Annotated in this window: 17 protein-coding genes; 10 read left to right on the top strand and 7 right to left on the bottom strand. The window is 63.2% G+C overall.

The annotated features are described in order from the left end of the window. Nucleotides 1-92: 92 nt before the first annotated feature. The gene (locus K6301_RS12185; RefSeq protein WP_247217244.1) at nt 93-1,466 is read left to right on the top strand and encodes a GH1 family beta-glucosidase; all 1,374 of its coding nucleotides are present in this window, start codon (nt 93-95) and stop codon (nt 1,464-1,466) included. Between the two features lie 14 nt (nt 1,467-1,480). On the opposite strand, the gene trhO is transcribed toward K6301_RS12185, so the two are convergent. Then, nucleotides 1,481-2,419, bottom strand: a complete 939-nt coding sequence (gene trhO / locus K6301_RS12180) for an oxygen-dependent tRNA uridine(34) hydroxylase TrhO (protein ID WP_247217242.1) — start codon at nt 2,417-2,419, stop codon at nt 1,481-1,483. A gap of 54 nt (nt 2,420-2,473) precedes the next feature. Continuing rightward, nucleotides 2,474-2,959, bottom strand: coding sequence for a CYTH domain-containing protein (locus K6301_RS12175; RefSeq protein WP_134646009.1), 486 nt, complete (start codon nt 2,957-2,959; stop codon nt 2,474-2,476). 154 nt (nt 2,960-3,113) lie between these two features. On the opposite strand from K6301_RS12175, the gene K6301_RS12170 reads away from it, so the two are divergent. The 4 genes from K6301_RS12170 to K6301_RS12155 all read left to right on the top strand — a co-directional run bounded on the left by K6301_RS12170 (nt 3,114) and on the right by K6301_RS12155 (nt 5,558). Then, nucleotides 3,114-3,752 (top strand): 2-dehydro-3-deoxy-phosphogluconate aldolase, encoded by a 639-nt coding sequence (locus K6301_RS12170; protein WP_247217240.1) that lies wholly within the window; start codon nt 3,114-3,116, stop codon nt 3,750-3,752. Between the two features lie 115 nt (nt 3,753-3,867). Next, the gene (locus K6301_RS12165; protein ID WP_160871523.1) at nt 3,868-4,560 is read left to right on the top strand and encodes a tellurite resistance TerB family protein; all 693 of its coding nucleotides are present in this window, start codon (nt 3,868-3,870) and stop codon (nt 4,558-4,560) included. Nucleotides 4,561-4,656: 96 nt separating this feature from the next. Then, complete coding sequence (locus tag K6301_RS12160; protein WP_247217238.1) at nt 4,657-5,349, top strand: GNAT family N-acetyltransferase; 693 nt, start codon at nt 4,657-4,659, stop codon at nt 5,347-5,349. Next, nucleotides 5,346-5,558, top strand: a complete 213-nt coding sequence (locus tag K6301_RS12155) for a hypothetical protein (RefSeq protein ID WP_160871525.1) — start codon at nt 5,346-5,348, stop codon at nt 5,556-5,558. The genes K6301_RS12160 and K6301_RS12155 overlap by 4 nt, the downstream gene beginning before the upstream one ends. On the opposite strand, the gene K6301_RS12150 is transcribed toward K6301_RS12155, so the two are convergent. From K6301_RS12150 to K6301_RS12140, 3 genes are all read right to left on the bottom strand, one after another. After that, the gene (locus K6301_RS12150) at nt 5,555-6,559 is read right to left on the bottom strand and encodes a nickel/cobalt transporter (protein ID WP_247217235.1); all 1,005 of its coding nucleotides are present in this window, start codon (nt 6,557-6,559) and stop codon (nt 5,555-5,557) included. The genes K6301_RS12155 and K6301_RS12150 overlap by 4 nt on opposite strands. Further along, the gene (locus K6301_RS12145; RefSeq protein WP_247217233.1) at nt 6,553-7,194 is read right to left on the bottom strand and encodes a DUF1007 family protein; all 642 of its coding nucleotides are present in this window, start codon (nt 7,192-7,194) and stop codon (nt 6,553-6,555) included. Before K6301_RS12145 ends, K6301_RS12150 begins: the two co-directional genes overlap by 7 nt. Before the next feature lie 70 nt (nt 7,195-7,264). Beyond that, nucleotides 7,265-8,170, bottom strand: coding sequence for a LysR family transcriptional regulator (locus K6301_RS12140; RefSeq protein ID WP_247217231.1), 906 nt, complete (start codon nt 8,168-8,170; stop codon nt 7,265-7,267). A 600-nt stretch (nt 8,171-8,770) separates the two neighbouring features. Between K6301_RS12140 and odc2 the strand changes: the two genes are divergently transcribed. From odc2 to K6301_RS12120, 4 genes are all read left to right on the top strand, one after another. Next, nucleotides 8,771-9,904 (top strand): ornithine/lysine decarboxylase, encoded by a 1,134-nt coding sequence (gene odc2 / locus K6301_RS12135; RefSeq protein WP_134645991.1) that lies wholly within the window; start codon nt 8,771-8,773, stop codon nt 9,902-9,904. A 92-nt stretch (nt 9,905-9,996) separates the two neighbouring features. Further along, a complete protein-coding gene (locus K6301_RS12130; RefSeq protein WP_247217229.1) occupies nt 9,997-10,587 on the top strand; it encodes a GNAT family N-acetyltransferase in 591 nt (196 codons plus the stop codon). 196 nt (nt 10,588-10,783) lie between these two features. Continuing rightward, the gene (locus K6301_RS12125) at nt 10,784-11,479 is read left to right on the top strand and encodes an OmpW/AlkL family protein (RefSeq protein WP_247217227.1); all 696 of its coding nucleotides are present in this window, start codon (nt 10,784-10,786) and stop codon (nt 11,477-11,479) included. A gap of 102 nt (nt 11,480-11,581) precedes the next feature. Continuing rightward, the gene (locus K6301_RS12120; RefSeq protein ID WP_247217225.1) at nt 11,582-12,598 is read left to right on the top strand and encodes a serine hydrolase domain-containing protein; all 1,017 of its coding nucleotides are present in this window, start codon (nt 11,582-11,584) and stop codon (nt 12,596-12,598) included. On the opposite strand, the gene K6301_RS12115 is transcribed toward K6301_RS12120, so the two are convergent. Beyond that, nucleotides 12,599-13,234 carry a LysE family translocator gene (locus tag K6301_RS12115; RefSeq protein WP_247217223.1) on the bottom strand — a complete coding sequence of 212 codons (636 nt, stop codon included), beginning with the start codon at nt 13,232-13,234 and terminating at the stop codon, nt 12,599-12,601. A 235-nt stretch (nt 13,235-13,469) separates the two neighbouring features. Between K6301_RS12115 and K6301_RS12110 the strand changes: the two genes are divergently transcribed. Further along, nucleotides 13,470-13,916: a glyoxalase superfamily protein gene (locus tag K6301_RS12110; protein ID WP_247217221.1), complete on the top strand. Its 447-nt coding sequence runs from the start codon at nt 13,470-13,472 to the stop codon at nt 13,914-13,916. 3 nt (nt 13,917-13,919) lie between these two features. Here K6301_RS12110 and K6301_RS12105 read toward each other — a convergent pair whose 3' ends face one another. Continuing rightward, nucleotides 13,920-15,083, bottom strand: coding sequence for an outer membrane beta-barrel protein (locus K6301_RS12105; protein ID WP_247217218.1), 1,164 nt, complete (start codon nt 15,081-15,083; stop codon nt 13,920-13,922). Nucleotides 15,084-15,265: the final 182 nt, after the last annotated feature.

The raw sequence follows: 15,265 nt of genomic DNA, 5'->3' as shown, positions 1-15,265 counted from the left end.
GCGCGCCGTGGCTCTTCAGAAACCGTTTGATTTTTCACGCTGCCACTTTTACGGCAACGTTGCAGTAGTTTCATCATACTGAAAGGGCCGCCATGACCGATCCCACGATTCTTGCCGACCGCTTCCCCGGCGATTTCGTCTTTGGCGTGGCGACCGCCGCGTTCCAGATCGAGGGCGCCACGAAGGCGGACGGCCGGAAAGCGTCGATATGGGATGCTTTCTCCAACATGCCGGGTCGGGTCCATGGCGGCCACAACGGCGATGTCGCATGCGATCACTACAACCGTCTGGACCAGGATCTCGACCTGATCAAGGATCTCGGCGTGGAAGCCTACCGTTTCTCCATCGCATGGCCACGGATCATTCCGGAGGGGACGGGACCGATAAACGAGAAGGGGCTGGACTTCTACGACCGTCTTGTCGACGGCTTGAAGGCACGCGGCATCAAGGCATTCGCGACGCTTTACCACTGGGACCTGCCGCTCATGCTGGCCGGCGATGGTGGCTGGACGGCGCGCCGGACAGCCTATGCCTTCCAACGCTACGCCAAAGCCACGATAGCCCGCCTTGGCGACCGGCTCGATGCCGTGGCGACCTTCAACGAGCCGTGGTGCTCCGTGTGGCTCAGCCATCTCTACGGCATCCATGCGCCCGGCGAGCGCAACATGGACGCCGCGCTGCACGCATTGCACGTCACCAACCTCGCGCATGGACTTGGCGTTTCCGCCATTCGCTCCGAACGGCCCAACCTGCCGGTCGGGCTCGTCCTGAATGCGCACAGCATCTATGCGGGCAGCGACAGCGACGAGGATAAGGCCGCTGCCGACCGCGCCTTCGATTTCCACAACGGCGTTTTCTTCGGGCCGGTCTTCAAGGGCGCGTATCCCGAGCGTTTCCTGTCGGCGCTCGGACATCGCATGCCGAAGATCGAGGCGGGCGACATGGAGACCATCGCCCAGCCGCTCGACTGGTGGGGGCTCAACTACTACACGCCGATGCGTGTCGCGCATGATCCGTCGGAGGCGGCGGTCTTCCCGGCAACGGTCGATGCGCCACCTGTTTCCACTGCGAAAACGGATATCGGCTGGGAGGTGTATGCGCCAGCACTCGGCGATCTCGTCCGCAAGCTCAACGCTGCCTACGCGCTTCCGGATTGCTACATCACGGAGAATGGCGCCTGCGACAACACCGAAGTCGAGAACGGGGCGGTGAATGACGGGATGCGGCTCGACTACATCGCCGACCATCTCGGCATCACCGCGGACCTGATCGGAGAAGGCTACCCGATGCGCGGCTATTTCGCCTGGAGCCTGATGGACAATTTCGAATGGGCGGAAGGCTACCGCATGCGGTTCGGCATCGTACATGTCGACTACGAAACGCAGGCGCGCACGATCAAGAAGAGCGGTCATTGGTACAGCGCGCTGGCCGGGCAGTTTCCGAAGGGCAACCATCGCGCCGGCTGATGCCGGCGCCGGCATTATTTGCCGAGGTGGCGCTCGCCGCGCTGCCGTGCCAGGTCCATCTGCTTCTGTCGCTGGCGGAAGCGCAGGCGATCGTCCTCGCTGCGCGTGGCGTGGCAATGCGGACAGGACACACCGGCCTCGTGGAGCGGTGACGCGATATCCTCCGGCGTGAGCGGATGACGGCAGGCGCGGCAAAGCCGGTGCTCGCCTTCCTCCAGGCCATGCGTAACGGAGACACGTTCGTCGAAGACGAAACACGCACCCTCCCACAGGCTTTCCTCCTGCGGAATCTCCTCCAGATATTTCAGGATGCCGCCCTTGAGGTGGTAGACCTCGTCGAAGCCCTGCTCCTTCATGAAGGCCGTGGCCTTCTCGCAGCGGATGCCGCCGGTGCAGTACATGGCGATCTTCGGCTTGTTGTGCAGGCCGGTGTTTTCGCGCACCCAATCGGGAAACTCGCGAAAGGTCTTGGTGTTGGGATCGACCGCGCCCTTGAACATGCCGATGGCGGTCTCGTAGTCGTTGCGCGTGTCGATGACGATTGTGTCAGGGTCGGAGATCAGCGCGTTCCAGTCCGCCGGCGCAACATAGGTGCCGACGGAGCGGGTGGGGTCGATATCCTCCACACCCATGGTCACGATTTCCTTTTTGAGCCGCACCTTCATGCGCAGGAAGGGCATGTCGGCCGCATGGCTTTCCTTGTGCTCAAGACCGGCGAATTCCGGCTGGCTGCGCAGGAAGGAGAGGACCGCGCGGATGCCGGGGACGCGGCCGGCAATGGTGCCGTTGATGCCCTCATGGGCGAGCAGCAGTGTGCCGCGCACGCCGTTTTCCTCGCAGAGTGCCTGCAAGGGCGCGCGCAGCTCCGCAAAGCGCGGAACAGAGACGAAATGGTAAAGCGCGGCCACCAGGAAGCCGCTCTCTTCAGTCGATGAGGCAATCTCGTTTGTCATGGTCGCCACATACAGCGTCGCCGCATTTCCTGCAATGCGGCGTGACGTAGCGGTTCAGGTGAGCTGGCGCAGGCTGGCGCCGTTGCTGATGCCGAGCGCCATCGACTGGTTGGAATACCGGCTTTCGCCGGTCACTTCGCGGCCCACCCAATCGGGCAGCTCCGGCTCGTCCAGGCGGGAGGAAAGCTCGACCTCGGCAATGACCAGGCCGCGATGGACGCCCTGGTAGACATCGATCTCCCAGACATGGCCCTTGTGGGGCACACGGTAGCGCACCTTCTCGATCACCTTGCCGATCGCATGGCGCAGCATGTCCTCGGCTTCGTCGCGATCGACGTCGTACTCGTATTCGTCGCGGACAAGGACGGCATGGCCGATCTTCAGGGTGATACGCGCGCGCCCGTCGCCAAAGATCCGCACCCGAAGAGAGCGGTCATCCTGCGCGACGATGTAGGCTTGTCTTATGGCTATGCCTTCGTCCGCGAAGGCGCGCCACCGCTGGCTCGACACAAGGAACTTCCGTTCGATCTCTTTTGCCATAGGCACGCTTTCGCTGTTGGAGACACGTCAGGAGCGGGCAAACACTACACGATACAGGTGCCATGACAAGTCCAAGAATTGCGCGTAAGGCTCGACACGTGGTCGCGGACGCGATATGCCCGATTTCAATTCAATCGTTTTAAAAGGTGGTGTCATGAGCGACAAGAATGCCAAGCTGCTTTCCGTCCTGAAGCTCCAGCCGGTCGTGCCGGTTCTTATTATCGACGACGTCAAGACCGCCGTTCCCCTGGCACGCGCGCTCGTCGCCGGCGGGTTGAAGGCCATCGAGATCACGCTTCGTACGCCCGCCGCCCTGGAGGCGATCCGCGCCGTGGCCAACGAAGTGGAGGGCGCTGTCGCCGGCGCCGGCACGATCCTCAATGCCGCGCAGTTCGAAGCGGCCGTCGAGGCCGGTTCGCAGTTCATCGTCAGCCCCGGCACCACGCAGGAGCTGATCGATGCGGCCTCCGATTCCGAAATTCCGCTCCTGCCGGGCGCGGCCACGGCAAGCGAGGTCATGGGCCTTCGCGAGGAAGGCTATGACGTGCTGAAATTCTTCCCGGCCGAGCAGGCCGGCGGTGCCGCCTATCTGAAATCGCTGTCGTCGCCGCTTGCCGGCACGCTGTTTTGCCCGACGGGCGGCATCTCGCTTGCCAATGCCCGCGATTATCTTTCGCTGCCGAATGTCGTCTGCGTCGGCGGTTCGTGGGTCGCGCCGAAGGACCTCGTCGCCAAGGGCGACTGGGCGGGCATCGAGAAACTGGCCGCCGAAGCGGCTGCCCTGAAGGGCTGATCGCAGTTTTCGGAATTTGCAGACGGGCGGCCCTGGCCGCCCGTTATGCGTTTGTAATCGGCAAAGGTCATTCCTATCTTGCCTGATAGTCGGCAGGAACAACGGAGACCGCCCCATGTTTGACGCGAAGAAGTTGCTTGATCAGTTCCTCGGTTCGCAAGTGCCCGGCGCCGGTGGAACCGTGCGGGATCGCGCGGGTCAGGTCACGCAGCTTGCCAAGGACAATCCGCTCGCCAGCATCGCCATTGCCGGTGTCCTGCTGGGCACGGACAGCGGCCGCAAGGTTGCTGGCTCCGCTCTGAAGATCGGCGGCCTCGCCGCGATCGCCGGCCTCGGCTACCAAGCCTACAAGAATTATCGAGATGGTCAAAATCCCGCCGAAACGGCGCAGGGCGGTACGCCCGAACTTCTGCCGCCTCCGGCCGATTCCGGTTTTCATCCCCAAGCGGTGAGCAGCGACTTCGCGCTCATCCTTGTGCGCGCCATGATCGCAGCCGCCCGTGCAGACGGCCATATCGACGATGCCGAGCGTGCCCGCATCATCGACAAGCTGAAGGTGTCGGGTCTCGGCGACGATGCCGCGGCGTTCCTGGAAACGGAACTTGCCAACCCGATCGATATCGATGCCATTGTCGCGGCCGCGCAGACCGAAGAACAGCGCGTCGAGCTTTATACGGCCTCGCGGCTTGCCATAGAGCCGAAGTCGCGCGCCGAGCGCGGTTATCTCGATCTCCTTGCCGGCCGTCTTGGACTGGCGGATGCATTGGTCGACCATATCGAGGCAACGGTTTCTGCCGCCACCGTCTGATTGTATCGGGGGGTGGCGGAACGCCGCTCCCCGCTTTGCGCATTGCGCGCAATCGCTCGCTGCTCTATCCCTTCGGCACGACCGATGGAGGATATCATGCGCGATCTCAAGGACTGGAAAGGGGCACCGCCTCCCGCTCCCGTTTTGCTCGAAGGCCGTTACGTGCGGCTGGAGCCCTATGAGCGTGCGCGCCATCTTAACGCGTTGTGGGATGCGTTCGGCGGCATGGCCATCAACCCTTTGCTACGCTATTTCGCGCAGCCCGACTTCACCGGCATCGAGGCGTTCGATGCCTGGTCGGAGGCGGTGATCAAATCCGGCTGGGTGCGTGAGGTCATCGTAGACAAAGCCAATGGCAAGGTCGTCGGCATGGCGCATTACATGCGGCCGGACCCGGCGAACGGCGTCGTGGAGATCGGCGGCATTGCCCACGGCAGCGGCATGTCGCGTTCGCCGCTCTCCACAGAGGCGCAATATCTGCTTGCCAGGCACGTCTTCGAAGACCTCGGCTACCGTCGTTATGAATGGAAGTGCAACAACGACAATGCGGCCAGCAAACGCACCGCCGCCCGTCTCGGCTTCTCCTTCGAAGGGGTCTTTCGCCAGCACATGCTCTCCAAGGGAGAGAACCGCGACACGGCCTGGTTCTCCATCATCGACGGCGAATGGCCCGTGATCGCAAAGGCCTTCGAGGCCTGGCTGGCGCCCGACAATTTCGATGCCGATGGCAACCAGAAGCGCCGGCTCGAGGATATACGGGCGGACATCATGGCAGGAGGTGCGGCATGAGCGGCGACAACAAGGGACGGTCGACGGCGATCGCCGCCATCCTCATTCTGCTGGGAACGGGCGTGGTGTTCTATTTCGTGCCCAGGATCATGATCGCGCTGGGCGATCTTTCGCCGTGGCTGGCCGGCGCCTTCGGCGCGGCGATGGTGCTGTGCTTCTTCCTGCTCTTCTGGCTGCGGGCGCGCTATCAGCGCAAACACGGAAACTAGAGCTGGAGCGAGGCTCCGAGCAGGAGCAATCCCAGGACCATGACCAGCAGCGCGCCGGCGATCTCGATCGCCGTGCCGACCCGCACGGCTGCCGAGCCGTTGCCGGCAAAGCGCACGGCGGCGCCCTTGGCCGTGACCGCGAGCGTGGCGAGGATCGAGACGGTGATGGCCGTGCCGATCGACATGGCCAGAACGGCGAGCATGCCGCCGAGATAGAGACCGTTGAGCAGCGCGAAGCTCAGGACGATCAAAGCGCCGGAGCAGGGGCGTAGCCCGACCGCGACAATGGCCGACCATGCTTCGCGCAGCGCGAAGCGGTCGCCTTTCAGGAGCGACGGGTCCGGCGCGTGCGCGTGGCCGCAGGTCGAGCAAACCTCGCCTGCGTGATGATGGTGCCCGTGCGAATGATGGTGGTGGTGGTCATGGACTTCCACGGCCTGCGCACCCAGCGCCGACGCGCGGCGTGCCGGACGCAGTTTCCGGAAGAGCAGCCAGGCACCGAAAAGCGTGATGAGCGCGTAACTCCCCGTCTCCAGCGCGCGGGTGGCGTCCGTCATCGAGACGGTCGTGCCGCGCAGGAAGAGATAGGCGGCGCCCACCAACAGGATGGCGACGACGCCCTGGAGGATCGACGAGAGGAAGGAGAGCAGCACGCCGCGCCGAAGCTCCACCTCGTTCGCCAGCATGTAGGACGAGATGACCGCCTTGCCGTGGCCCGGACCGGCGGCATGGAAGACGCCGTAAGCGAAGGACAGGCCGACCAGCGTGGATGCCGCCCAGGGATTTTCGCGCATATCCTTCAGCGCGCCGGTCATCATGCGATAGAAGCCCTGCTGCTGCGCATTGATCCAGGAGAACAGGCCGCCGAAAGCGCCGTTGGTGTTGAAACCGGGCTCCGCAGAGCCGATGCCGAGCGGCGACTGCGCGTGGGCAAGCGTTGCAGTAGCGGCAATGGCGAGCGTGACGGTGGCAAAAGCGATGGCGCGGTTGCGGGTCAGCATGTCAGCTCCAGACGGGTTGCGAACATCTTCGACATGTCGGTGCCGGCGGGATCGTTGAAGAATGCCTCGGTCAGGCTGGCCTGGTTCTGGGCCAGAACCTCGTCGGGGTCCGGACGCACGACCTCGCGCTTGCAGGCGGCGAACTTGTTTCCGACCACGACGAGATCGTCGTCGGAGGCGAAATCCATCGCGGCATACATGGTGGGATCGTAGACGCCGAAGGTGAGCTTGCCCTTGAGCGGCATGACTTCGCCCGGCTTCACCGTGAAGAACATCAGGAGCTGGCCGTCCTTGTAATCGACATTGATCGCATCCGGCTTGGCCACCTTCACGGTTTTTCCGTCCTCGGTGATGGTGGTGTAGTAGCTGAACTCCTCCAGCGATTCGAGCACCGTCTTGCCGACTTCGGCAAGCTCGTCCGGATCGAGCTGGTTGTTGCCGTTCTTGTCGAAGTCCATCACGACGCTGGCGGAGAACATCTCGTCGAAACGCCAGACATTGCGCAACTCGCTGATGGTGCCGTCCTCGTTTGCGGTCACCTCCAGCCGCGCCTCCGCGAAGATGTGCGGATGGGCGAAGGCGGTGGCTGGCGCCAGCAGGGCTGCTCCGGCGAGCAGGCGAGGCAGGAAGCGCATGAAGTTCAGTCCTCTCGGCGATAGGAATCGACCGGATGAATCTAACGCAAATGGGTCGGAATTGGGACCCTCAGGCCTCGATGCCCGGATTGCGGCGGAACCAGCCGTGCAGGAAATCGACGAAGGTGCGCACCTTGGCCGGCAGATAGCGTCTGTGCGGGTAGATCGCATAGATGCCGCGGTCGGTCGGCAGATAATCCTCGAGGATCGAAACGACCTGCCCCGCGTCCAGGCAGGGCCGCGCGATGAAGGCCGGCACCTGCGCGACGCCGAGGCCGTTCGCGGCCGCGCGTATGGCGGCGGTCGGGCTGTTGACCTCGATATGGCCGCTGACCGGCACGCTGAAGCCTGCGCCCTTGTCATCCACGAAGCGCCAGTTGCTGTGCGACTTGCCATTCGTGTCGATGATGCAGGGCAGGTGGGCGAGATCGCTCGGGTGATTGATCGGTCCGGTGCGGTCGAGGAACTCCTGCGTCACGCAGATCTTGAGAAGGAAATCGCCGAGCTTGCGGGCGATGAGGGCGGAATCCTCCAGCCGCGTGATGCGGATCGCCACGTCGAAGCCTTCCTCGACGAGATCGACGAAGCGGTCGTCGGCGACGATCTCAAGCGACAGTTCCGGATATTCCTTGCCGAAATCGATGAGCGACTGGCCGATCTCGGCATCGACGAAGGTGCGCGGTGCGGAAACCTTCAGCTTGCCGCGCAGGTCCGTGTTCTTTTCGCGCACGAGATCGGCGAGGTTGTCGATCTCCTTCAGGATATCGGAGGCGGTGCGGTAATAGGTGTGGCCGGGCTCGGTCATCGAAAACTGGCGGGTCGTGCGGTTGAGCAACAGAGCGCCGAGTTCGTCTTCCAGTTCGCGTACATATTTGGACAGAAGCGCCTTGGACCGGCCGGTCTTGCGCGATGCAGCGGAAAATCCCTCGGCGTCGACGACGTCGATGAAGGCCCGGATTCGGGTCAATGTGTCCATGTGTCCCCACTTAAATAGACGTGCCGCTGGATCGCGGGTGCGGCCGGCGGCTGAAGACGGCGCTTGGGTCGCCGATCGTAGAAAAAAGTTCCATCGAAAGCCAGTTTCGCGAATGTCGTGGCTGGCGGATTATTTTCAATAGCGCGAGGCAAAAAAACCTCTTGATTACGACAGCGATTCTTCTTATCTCCCGTGCTGCCCAAAGTCGCACGTGCCTGTGGGTGTCCGCCGACCCTCGATTTGGTGAGGATCATCGGTAAGGTACCTGGAACTAACCGCTCCAGTCGCTATTCCGGCCAACCGGGAAATGCGAGGACATCTTGAAGCAACGACGGTGCGGGCCTTTCTGGTGTCTGCCGGCTCTCCATCAGCCGGGGTTACTGAAGAGGCACACCTTCATTGCCGGACGTGCGGTCGGGTTTCCCACCAATCCAAGGCAGACAAAGCCGAATTGAAGCCTAGGCGGGCTTCGGTTCACCGTTCGCGCTGATGCGCATGCTTGGTACCGGGGTCTCCACCGGCTGGTTCCAGAGCGTGTTCGTATCCGCCCTTTGTCCTCCGGGATTTTCCCGGAGCAACCTGGATATGGGGAATACCGAGATGGCAACCGCACGTATCATCGACTTCCTGAACACCCGACGTCCCGACGGCCCGTGCCTCGTGGTCGACCTCGACGTGGTGCGCGACAATTTCAAGGCTTTCCGCCACGCCCTGCCGGACAGCGCGATCTACTATGCCGTCAAGGCGAACCCGGCGCCGGAAATCCTGCGCCTTCTCGCCAGCATGGGCTCCAACTTCGATTGCGCGTCCGTCGCAGAAATCGAGATGGCGCTCGATGCCGGCGCGACCCCGACCCGCATTTCGTTCGGCAACACGATCAAGAAGGAACGTGACGTCGCGCGCGCTCATGCGCTCGGTGTCTCCCTTTTCGCCGTGGACAGCCATGAGGAAGTCGAGAAGGTCGCACGCGCCGCTCCCGGCGCGCGTGTCTTCTGCCGTGTCCTCACGGATGGCGAAGGTGCGGAATGGCCGCTGTCGCGCAAGTTCGGCTGCGTGCCGCAGATGGCCGTCGACGTGCTTGTCTATGCACACCAGCTGGGCCTCACCTCCTATGGCGTGTCCTTCCATGTCGGCTCGCAGATGACGAAGCTCGACGCATGGGATGCGGCTCTCGCCGATGCCAAGCGCGTCTTCGTGCAGCTGGCCAAGCAGGGCATCGAGCTGAAGATGGTCAATATGGGCGGCGGTTTCCCGACGAAGTATCTGCGCGATATCCCGTCGGCCGAAGCCTACGGCAAGGCGATCTTCTCGGCGCTGAAGAAGCATTTCGGCAACCAGATCCCGGAAACCATCATCGAGCCGGGCCGCGGCATGGTCGGCAATGCGGGTGTCATCAAGGCGGAAGTCGTTCTCGTCTCGAAGAAGTCCGACAACGACGCGCATCGCTGGGTCTTCCTCGACATCGGCAAGTTCGGCGGCCTTGCCGAAACCATGGACGAGGCGATCCGCTACCCCATCCGCACGGCGCGCGATGCCGACGAGATGGAGCCTTGCGTGCTTGCCGGCCCGACCTGCGATTCGGCCGACGTGATGTACGAGAAGAACATGTATCCGCTGCCGATCACCCTTTCGATCGGTGACGAGGTTCTGATCGAGAGCGCCGGCGCCTACACGACCACCTATTCGGCGGTCGCCTTCAACGGCTTCGAGCCGCTCAAGGCTTTTGTCATCTGACCGCCCCGGCGCTCCCGTCCCTGCGGGAGCGCCACCTTCACAATTCGTTCCGGATACCGTTTGAATCGGTTTTGAGCACGGGAGGCCCAGAGATGGCCACTGTTCTTGATTCTGTCCGCGCGTTCTTCGCGCATTCCGCCTTTGCCATCGACCAGGAGAATGCCGGCGATATCGTCGCGCGCGAGCGTCTGCTCGACCGTGTCATGGGCGAGGCGCGCTTCCGCAAGTCGTCCGAGACGTTGCGCCGCGGTCGCCTGCCGGCCGAAGGCCTTGCCTTCGTTGCGCGTGATGCCGAAGGGCATGTGATCGGCACCGTGCGTCTGTGGAATGTCGAAGCGGGCGTCGATGCCGATGGCAATGCCGTGCCGGCGCTTCTGCTCGGCCCGCTCGCCGTCGATTGCGAGCACGAGGGCAAGGGCATCGGCGGGGCGCTGATGCGGGCCGCCATCACCGAGGCGCGCGACCGTGGACACGGTGCGGTGCTTCTGGTGGGCGACCCTGAATATTACGAGCGCTTCGGCTTTTTCACCGCCAAGGCGCAGCATCTCGTCATGCCGGGTCCCTTCGAGCGCCGCCGCTTCCTCGCGCTGGAACTGAAGGACGGCTGGCTGGATGGAGCGGCGGGCGTGCTCGTTCCCAGCGGTCGCCGCCGCGTGATGCCGGCTGCGCGAAAGGCAGCCTGAGGAACGGCCGGCTGCGGGCCGGCCTTTCCATTCTTGACGCTTGTCATTGTTTTAATTGGACGTTTGACAACTCTCCTGTCGATTTCCAAGCAATCGTCCATTCGCATGCCTCTCACTTGATCCATCTCAAAGGCTTCTCCAGCGCCGGGCTCTCATAGTCGCGTCGCAAAACGAGTCGTGATGATGGAGAGACGACATGAAGAGAGATGGGATTGTGCGGATCAGGCGTGCGGCGCTTGCCGCGGCGGTGACGCTGATCGGCAGCGGGGCTTTTGCGGCTGATCTTGCAGAGCGCATGGCGCCGGCGGAGGCGCCGGTGGATATCGCGGCGCAGAGCCCCTGGCAGATCCGCGTGCGCGGGCTTGGCGTCATCACGAACGATTCGGGCTATGTGGATGCGATCCCGGGTTCGGGCCTGACCTATTCGGACACGGTCGTTCCGGAACTCGACATTTCCTACTTCTTCACGGACAACATCGCGGCGGAACTCATCCTCGGCACGACCTACGCGAATGTGAACGCGGCGGATTCCATCGCGGGTCTTGGCAAGGTCGGCAAGGCCTGGCTCCTGCCGCCGACCCTGACCCTGCAATACCACTTCACCGATTTCGGCGCATTCAAGCCCTATGTCGGCGCGGGCGTGAACTATACGCTGTTCTATAACCAGTCCGGTTCCGGTGATTTCACCGATCTCGACGTCAAGAACAAGGTCGGCGCGGCCCTGCAGGTCGGCTTCGACTACATGATCGACCAGCACTGGGGCGTGAACTTCGACGTGAAGAAGCTGTTCCTGGAGCCCGAATGGAAGGTCAACTACCAGGGGACGCCGCTGACCGGCAAGGCGAAGCTGGATCCGTGGCTGGTGGGCGCCGGTATCACCTACCGCTTCTGAGGATGAAGCCGCCCATGGCCGGGTGCTCACAGGTTTTCAACACTGCGTGAAACCCGGCCATCGGCCATGAAATTGCGCCGCCCGTCGCCTATCTGCCTTCCCATGAGGAAGCAGCTTTTCATTATTGGCCTTGCCCTGGCATTGCCGCTCGCCGGCGCCCGCGCGCAGGAACCCGTTATCGCCCAGCCGGCGCAGGCGATCGCCGAGACGCTGTCTGCGGCCTCGTCGCTGTCGCAGCTGAAGGCGGTCGTCGTCGCGCATAACGGCAAGATCGTCGCCGAGCGCGGTTATGGCGGGCATACGCCGGCCGAAAGCGCGAACATCAAGTCGGCGTCGAAATCGATCATCTCCGCCCTCGTCGGCATCGCCATCGCCAAGGGCCTGCTCGAAGGTGTCGATCAGCCGATCGCGCCCATCCTCGCCAGCGACCTGCCGGCGGAGCGTGACCCGCGGCTCGACCGCATCACTGTCGGCAACCTGCTTTCCATGCAGGCGGGGTTGGAGCGCACCTCCGGCGGCAATTACGGGCGCTGGGTCGCCAGCCGCAACTGGGTGCGTGCGGCGCTCGCCATGCCCTTCGTCGATGATCCGGGCGGGGCAATGCTCTACTCCACGGGCTCCACGCACCTTCTCTCGGCCATCCTGACGAAGGTCGGCGGCAAGTCGACACTGGCGCTGGCGCGCGACTGGCTCGGCCCGCTCTACGGTTTCCGCATCGGCGCCTGGGACCGAGACCCGCAGGGCATCTATCTCGGCGGCAACCAAATGGCGATGAGCACACGTTCTCTGCTCGCCTTCGGCGAGCTCTACCGCAATGGCGGGCGCACCGCCGATGGCACGCAGCTCGTGCCGGAAGACTGGATCCGCCAATCCTGGCAGTCGCGCACCAATTCGCGCTTTTCCAACGACGGCTACGGCTACGGATGGTTCGAGCGGGTGATCGGCGGCAAGACCGTCCACTATGCCTGGGGTTTTGGCGGCCAGATGCTCTATATCGTGCCCGATCTCGGCCTGACCGTCGCCATGACCTCCGAAGAGGGCGATCCTTCCGCCCGCTCCGGCTATCGTGACAACCTGCATGACCTCCTTGCGAAGATCATCGGCACGGCTGAGAGCTGATCAGTTCGCGGCTCGACGATAGAAAGCGAGTGAGCCCGCAAGCGCCAGCAATGCGCCGCCGCAGACGCGGTCGAGCCAAGCAGCGCCCGATGTCTTGAGCACGCGCGCGGCCTGCGAACCGAGTGCTGCGTAACCGAACATTACCAGGAAATCGATGGCTGCGAAGACCAGCGCGAGCAGCGCATATTGCTGCGTCTGCGGGGCTGCTGGATCGATGAATTGGGGCAGGAAGGCCGAGAAAAACAGGTAGCCCTTGGGATTGGTGACGGCGACCAGCAGGCTTTTGAAGAAGACCGCCCGCGACGTCGTGCGGTCGGCGGCCTGCATGTCGTCGAGAGTGCGGCCGAGCGAGCCGGTGGAACGCAGCATCTGGACGCCGAGGAAGGCGAGATAGGCCGCGCCCAGCCATTTGACGACCGAGAACCAGAATTCGGAGGCCGCCAGTAGCGCGCCGAGGCCAAGCGCGACTGCGCCGATCAGTACGAAGTCTGACAGAACGGCGCCAACCATGCCGGGAAGTGCCCGGCGGATGCCGTAGCGCGAGCCGTTGGTGAGGGCGAGAAGCACGGTGGGGCCGGGCGTGACAATGCCAATGAAGGCGACGGCGGCGAAGGCGATCAGGGTAACGGATGTCATGGTGGTTCCTCCTGGGAAAGTGCTCCCACGCTTCCGGCCCTCGTGCAAGCGGGAGATTTGACAGACGGGCCGCGAAGACCTATGTGCAGAGCAGGGTGAGAGCCCCTGCCGTCCGCGAGCGCAAGCTTTGGTGAAGTCTCTCTTAGAAATAATCGGTCTTCCAGCATCACGCATGCGAACCGGTGGCAATGCGGGCTCCCTCCGAAATGACGCATGCAGACACTGGAGTTCCGACATGCGTCCTCTCTCGACGCCCCTGCCTTCCCTCGATACCCTGAAAGACCAGGCGAAGCGGCTGCGTGCACGCTTTGCGGACGAGATGCAGCCCGTTTCGCATTCGCGCGCCCTGGAACTGATCGCGGCCCAATACGGCTTTCGCGACTGGAATACGTTGCATGCGGCGGTGGGCAACCGGCCGCCGTTCGATCCCTGGATGCTCGGCTCGCGCGTGCGCGGCACCTATCTTGGCCAGCCATTCGATGCCGAGGTCATCGGCGTGCAGGCGCTGACAACCCAGCCGGGTCGCTACCGCATGACACTGCATTTCGACACGCCCGTCGATGTGGTGACTTTCGACAGCTTCTCCGCCTTCCGCCAGCGTGTGAACTGCACCGTCGATGAAACGGGGCGGACGCTGGAAAAGACCTCGAACGGCCGGCCGCATCTGGAACTGGAGTGGTGAGGCTCAGAACGAGCCCTGGAACCGCGCGGCGAGGCCGTTGACCTTGAAGTCGGCGGTCTCGTCGGTCTCCTTGCGCACGAGGTGGCTGTATTCCAGCGCCACGGACGCGCCTTTCGCGAGCGTGTAGGTGAGGATCGCCGTCGTGGCATTCGTGCGTGTCCGATAGTCGTAAGCGAGCCAGTCGCTGTAGGCCTGCTCGAAGGCGAGGCTGAGCTTCAGCTTCTCCGTCAGCGCGGTTTCCAGCGCCAGGCTGAGCGTTCGTACATCCTCGCCCAGGGGATCATCGATGTCGGCAAGTGCGATATCCCGTGAGAGCTTTCCCTTGAGCGCGACCGTGTCGGTGATCGCCCAGGCGAGTTCGGTTTTCAAGAACGGACGGGTCGGATCGACGCTCGCGCCCAGGTCCGGGCTCTCAACGCGCACCAGGCCCGCCTCCGCCAGCAATGTCACGGCGCCGAACACGCGGCCGAAGGCGATCGAGCCGCGCAGGGTCTGTGCGGGGTAGCGCTCGAAATTGTCCTGGGGATCGCCCGGAATGCGGTTGGTGCGAAACTGCACCGTTGCGCCCACCTCGCCGCCGAGCAGGGGGCGGATATGCCCTGCCGTCACTTCATAGAGCGTGTTGCCGCCTTCAAGCTGCACGCGCGGCAGGCCCGGAATCGTTAATCGCGCCTTGCCGGGGCTGAAGCGGGCGAGCGATGCCGTGAGGTGGCTCTTGCCGCCGGCATGCTCGATCGTGAGGCCCGTGCTCGCATTGGCCAGAATGTCCGCCTGCCGGTAGCCGATGAGAAGGCCGGGCAGGGCGAGCAGGACATCGCCCGTCTGCCGGTGTTCTATACTGCCGCGAAGCGTGAACTTGACAGCCTCGCCGATATCGCGCGCAAGGCCGATCTCAATGCCTGCCGCGCGCTCGTCCGCAAAACGGTAGCGGGGCACCTTCCGCGCCCGCGTCGTCATCGCATAGGCGATGTCGGTTTCCTCAAGGTCGAAACTGCCGCGAAGGCTCAGCGCTGCTTCGGCAAAGGAGGCGGGAAGCCGCGTCGTGTCCTTGAAGATGTTCGATGTGCGGCCACCACCGAATGTGTAATCTATGGTTGAATCCGCCAATGACGGATTGCCGCCTGCCACCAGCAGGATCGTGGCCAGCATGGCCTGTGAAATACGCATTCGGTTCCGCGCCCCGTATCGGTTATCGGCTCGAAATCCTGGACTTATGTGGTTAAAAAACCCTCAAAGGTTGAGATATGGCAGGTAAATCCTGTCCGATTTCCGCAATGGTTGTATTCCGGAAGTATTCGTTAAACTTGTCTACGTTATGGTTAACTCTTTGCTATATCGGGCAAATACGG

It is taken from the genome of Shinella oryzae (assembly GCF_023038235.1).
Lineage (GTDB): Bacteria > Pseudomonadota > Alphaproteobacteria > Rhizobiales > Rhizobiaceae > Shinella > Shinella sumterensis.
The sequence above is the reverse complement of the archived record's forward strand: the minus strand, read 5'-3'. Positions and strand labels throughout refer to the sequence as shown.

Bases quoted from the DNA above. Each gene is read 5' to 3' on its own strand.
- K6301_RS12175 (WP_134646009.1), bottom strand. From the start codon at position 2,959: ATGGCAAAAGAGATCGAACGGAAGTTCCTTGTGTCGAGCCAGCGGTGG.
- K6301_RS12150 (WP_247217235.1), bottom strand. From the start codon at position 6,559: ATGCTGACCCGCAACCGCGCCATCGCTTTTGCCACCGTCACGCTCGCC.
- K6301_RS12105 (WP_247217218.1), bottom strand. From the start codon at position 15,083: ATGCGTATTTCACAGGCCATGCTGGCCACGATCCTGCTGGTGGCAGGC.
- K6301_RS12140 (WP_247217231.1), bottom strand. From the start codon at position 8,170: ATGGACACATTGACCCGAATCCGGGCCTTCATCGACGTCGTCGACGCC.
- K6301_RS12165 (WP_160871523.1), top strand. From the start codon at position 3,868: ATGTTTGACGCGAAGAAGTTGCTTGATCAGTTCCTCGGTTCGCAAGTG.
- trhO (WP_247217242.1), bottom strand. From the start codon at position 2,419: ATGACAAACGAGATTGCCTCATCGACTGAAGAGAGCGGCTTCCTGGTG.
- K6301_RS12185 (WP_247217244.1), top strand. From the start codon at position 93: ATGACCGATCCCACGATTCTTGCCGACCGCTTCCCCGGCGATTTCGTC.
- K6301_RS12115 (WP_247217223.1), bottom strand. From the start codon at position 13,234: ATGACATCCGTTACCCTGATCGCCTTCGCCGCCGTCGCCTTCATTGGC.
- K6301_RS12130 (WP_247217229.1), top strand. From the start codon at position 9,997: ATGGCCACTGTTCTTGATTCTGTCCGCGCGTTCTTCGCGCATTCCGCC.
- K6301_RS12125 (WP_247217227.1), top strand. From the start codon at position 10,784: ATGAAGAGAGATGGGATTGTGCGGATCAGGCGTGCGGCGCTTGCCGCG.
- K6301_RS12160 (WP_247217238.1), top strand. From the start codon at position 4,657: ATGCGCGATCTCAAGGACTGGAAAGGGGCACCGCCTCCCGCTCCCGTT.
- odc2 (WP_134645991.1), top strand. From the start codon at position 8,771: ATGGCAACCGCACGTATCATCGACTTCCTGAACACCCGACGTCCCGAC.
- K6301_RS12155 (WP_160871525.1), top strand. From the start codon at position 5,346: ATGAGCGGCGACAACAAGGGACGGTCGACGGCGATCGCCGCCATCCTC.
- K6301_RS12145 (WP_247217233.1), bottom strand. From the start codon at position 7,194: ATGCGCTTCCTGCCTCGCCTGCTCGCCGGAGCAGCCCTGCTGGCGCCA.
- K6301_RS12120 (WP_247217225.1), top strand. From the start codon at position 11,582: ATGAGGAAGCAGCTTTTCATTATTGGCCTTGCCCTGGCATTGCCGCTC.
- K6301_RS12110 (WP_247217221.1), top strand. From the start codon at position 13,470: ATGCGTCCTCTCTCGACGCCCCTGCCTTCCCTCGATACCCTGAAAGAC.
- K6301_RS12170 (WP_247217240.1), top strand. From the start codon at position 3,114: ATGAGCGACAAGAATGCCAAGCTGCTTTCCGTCCTGAAGCTCCAGCCG.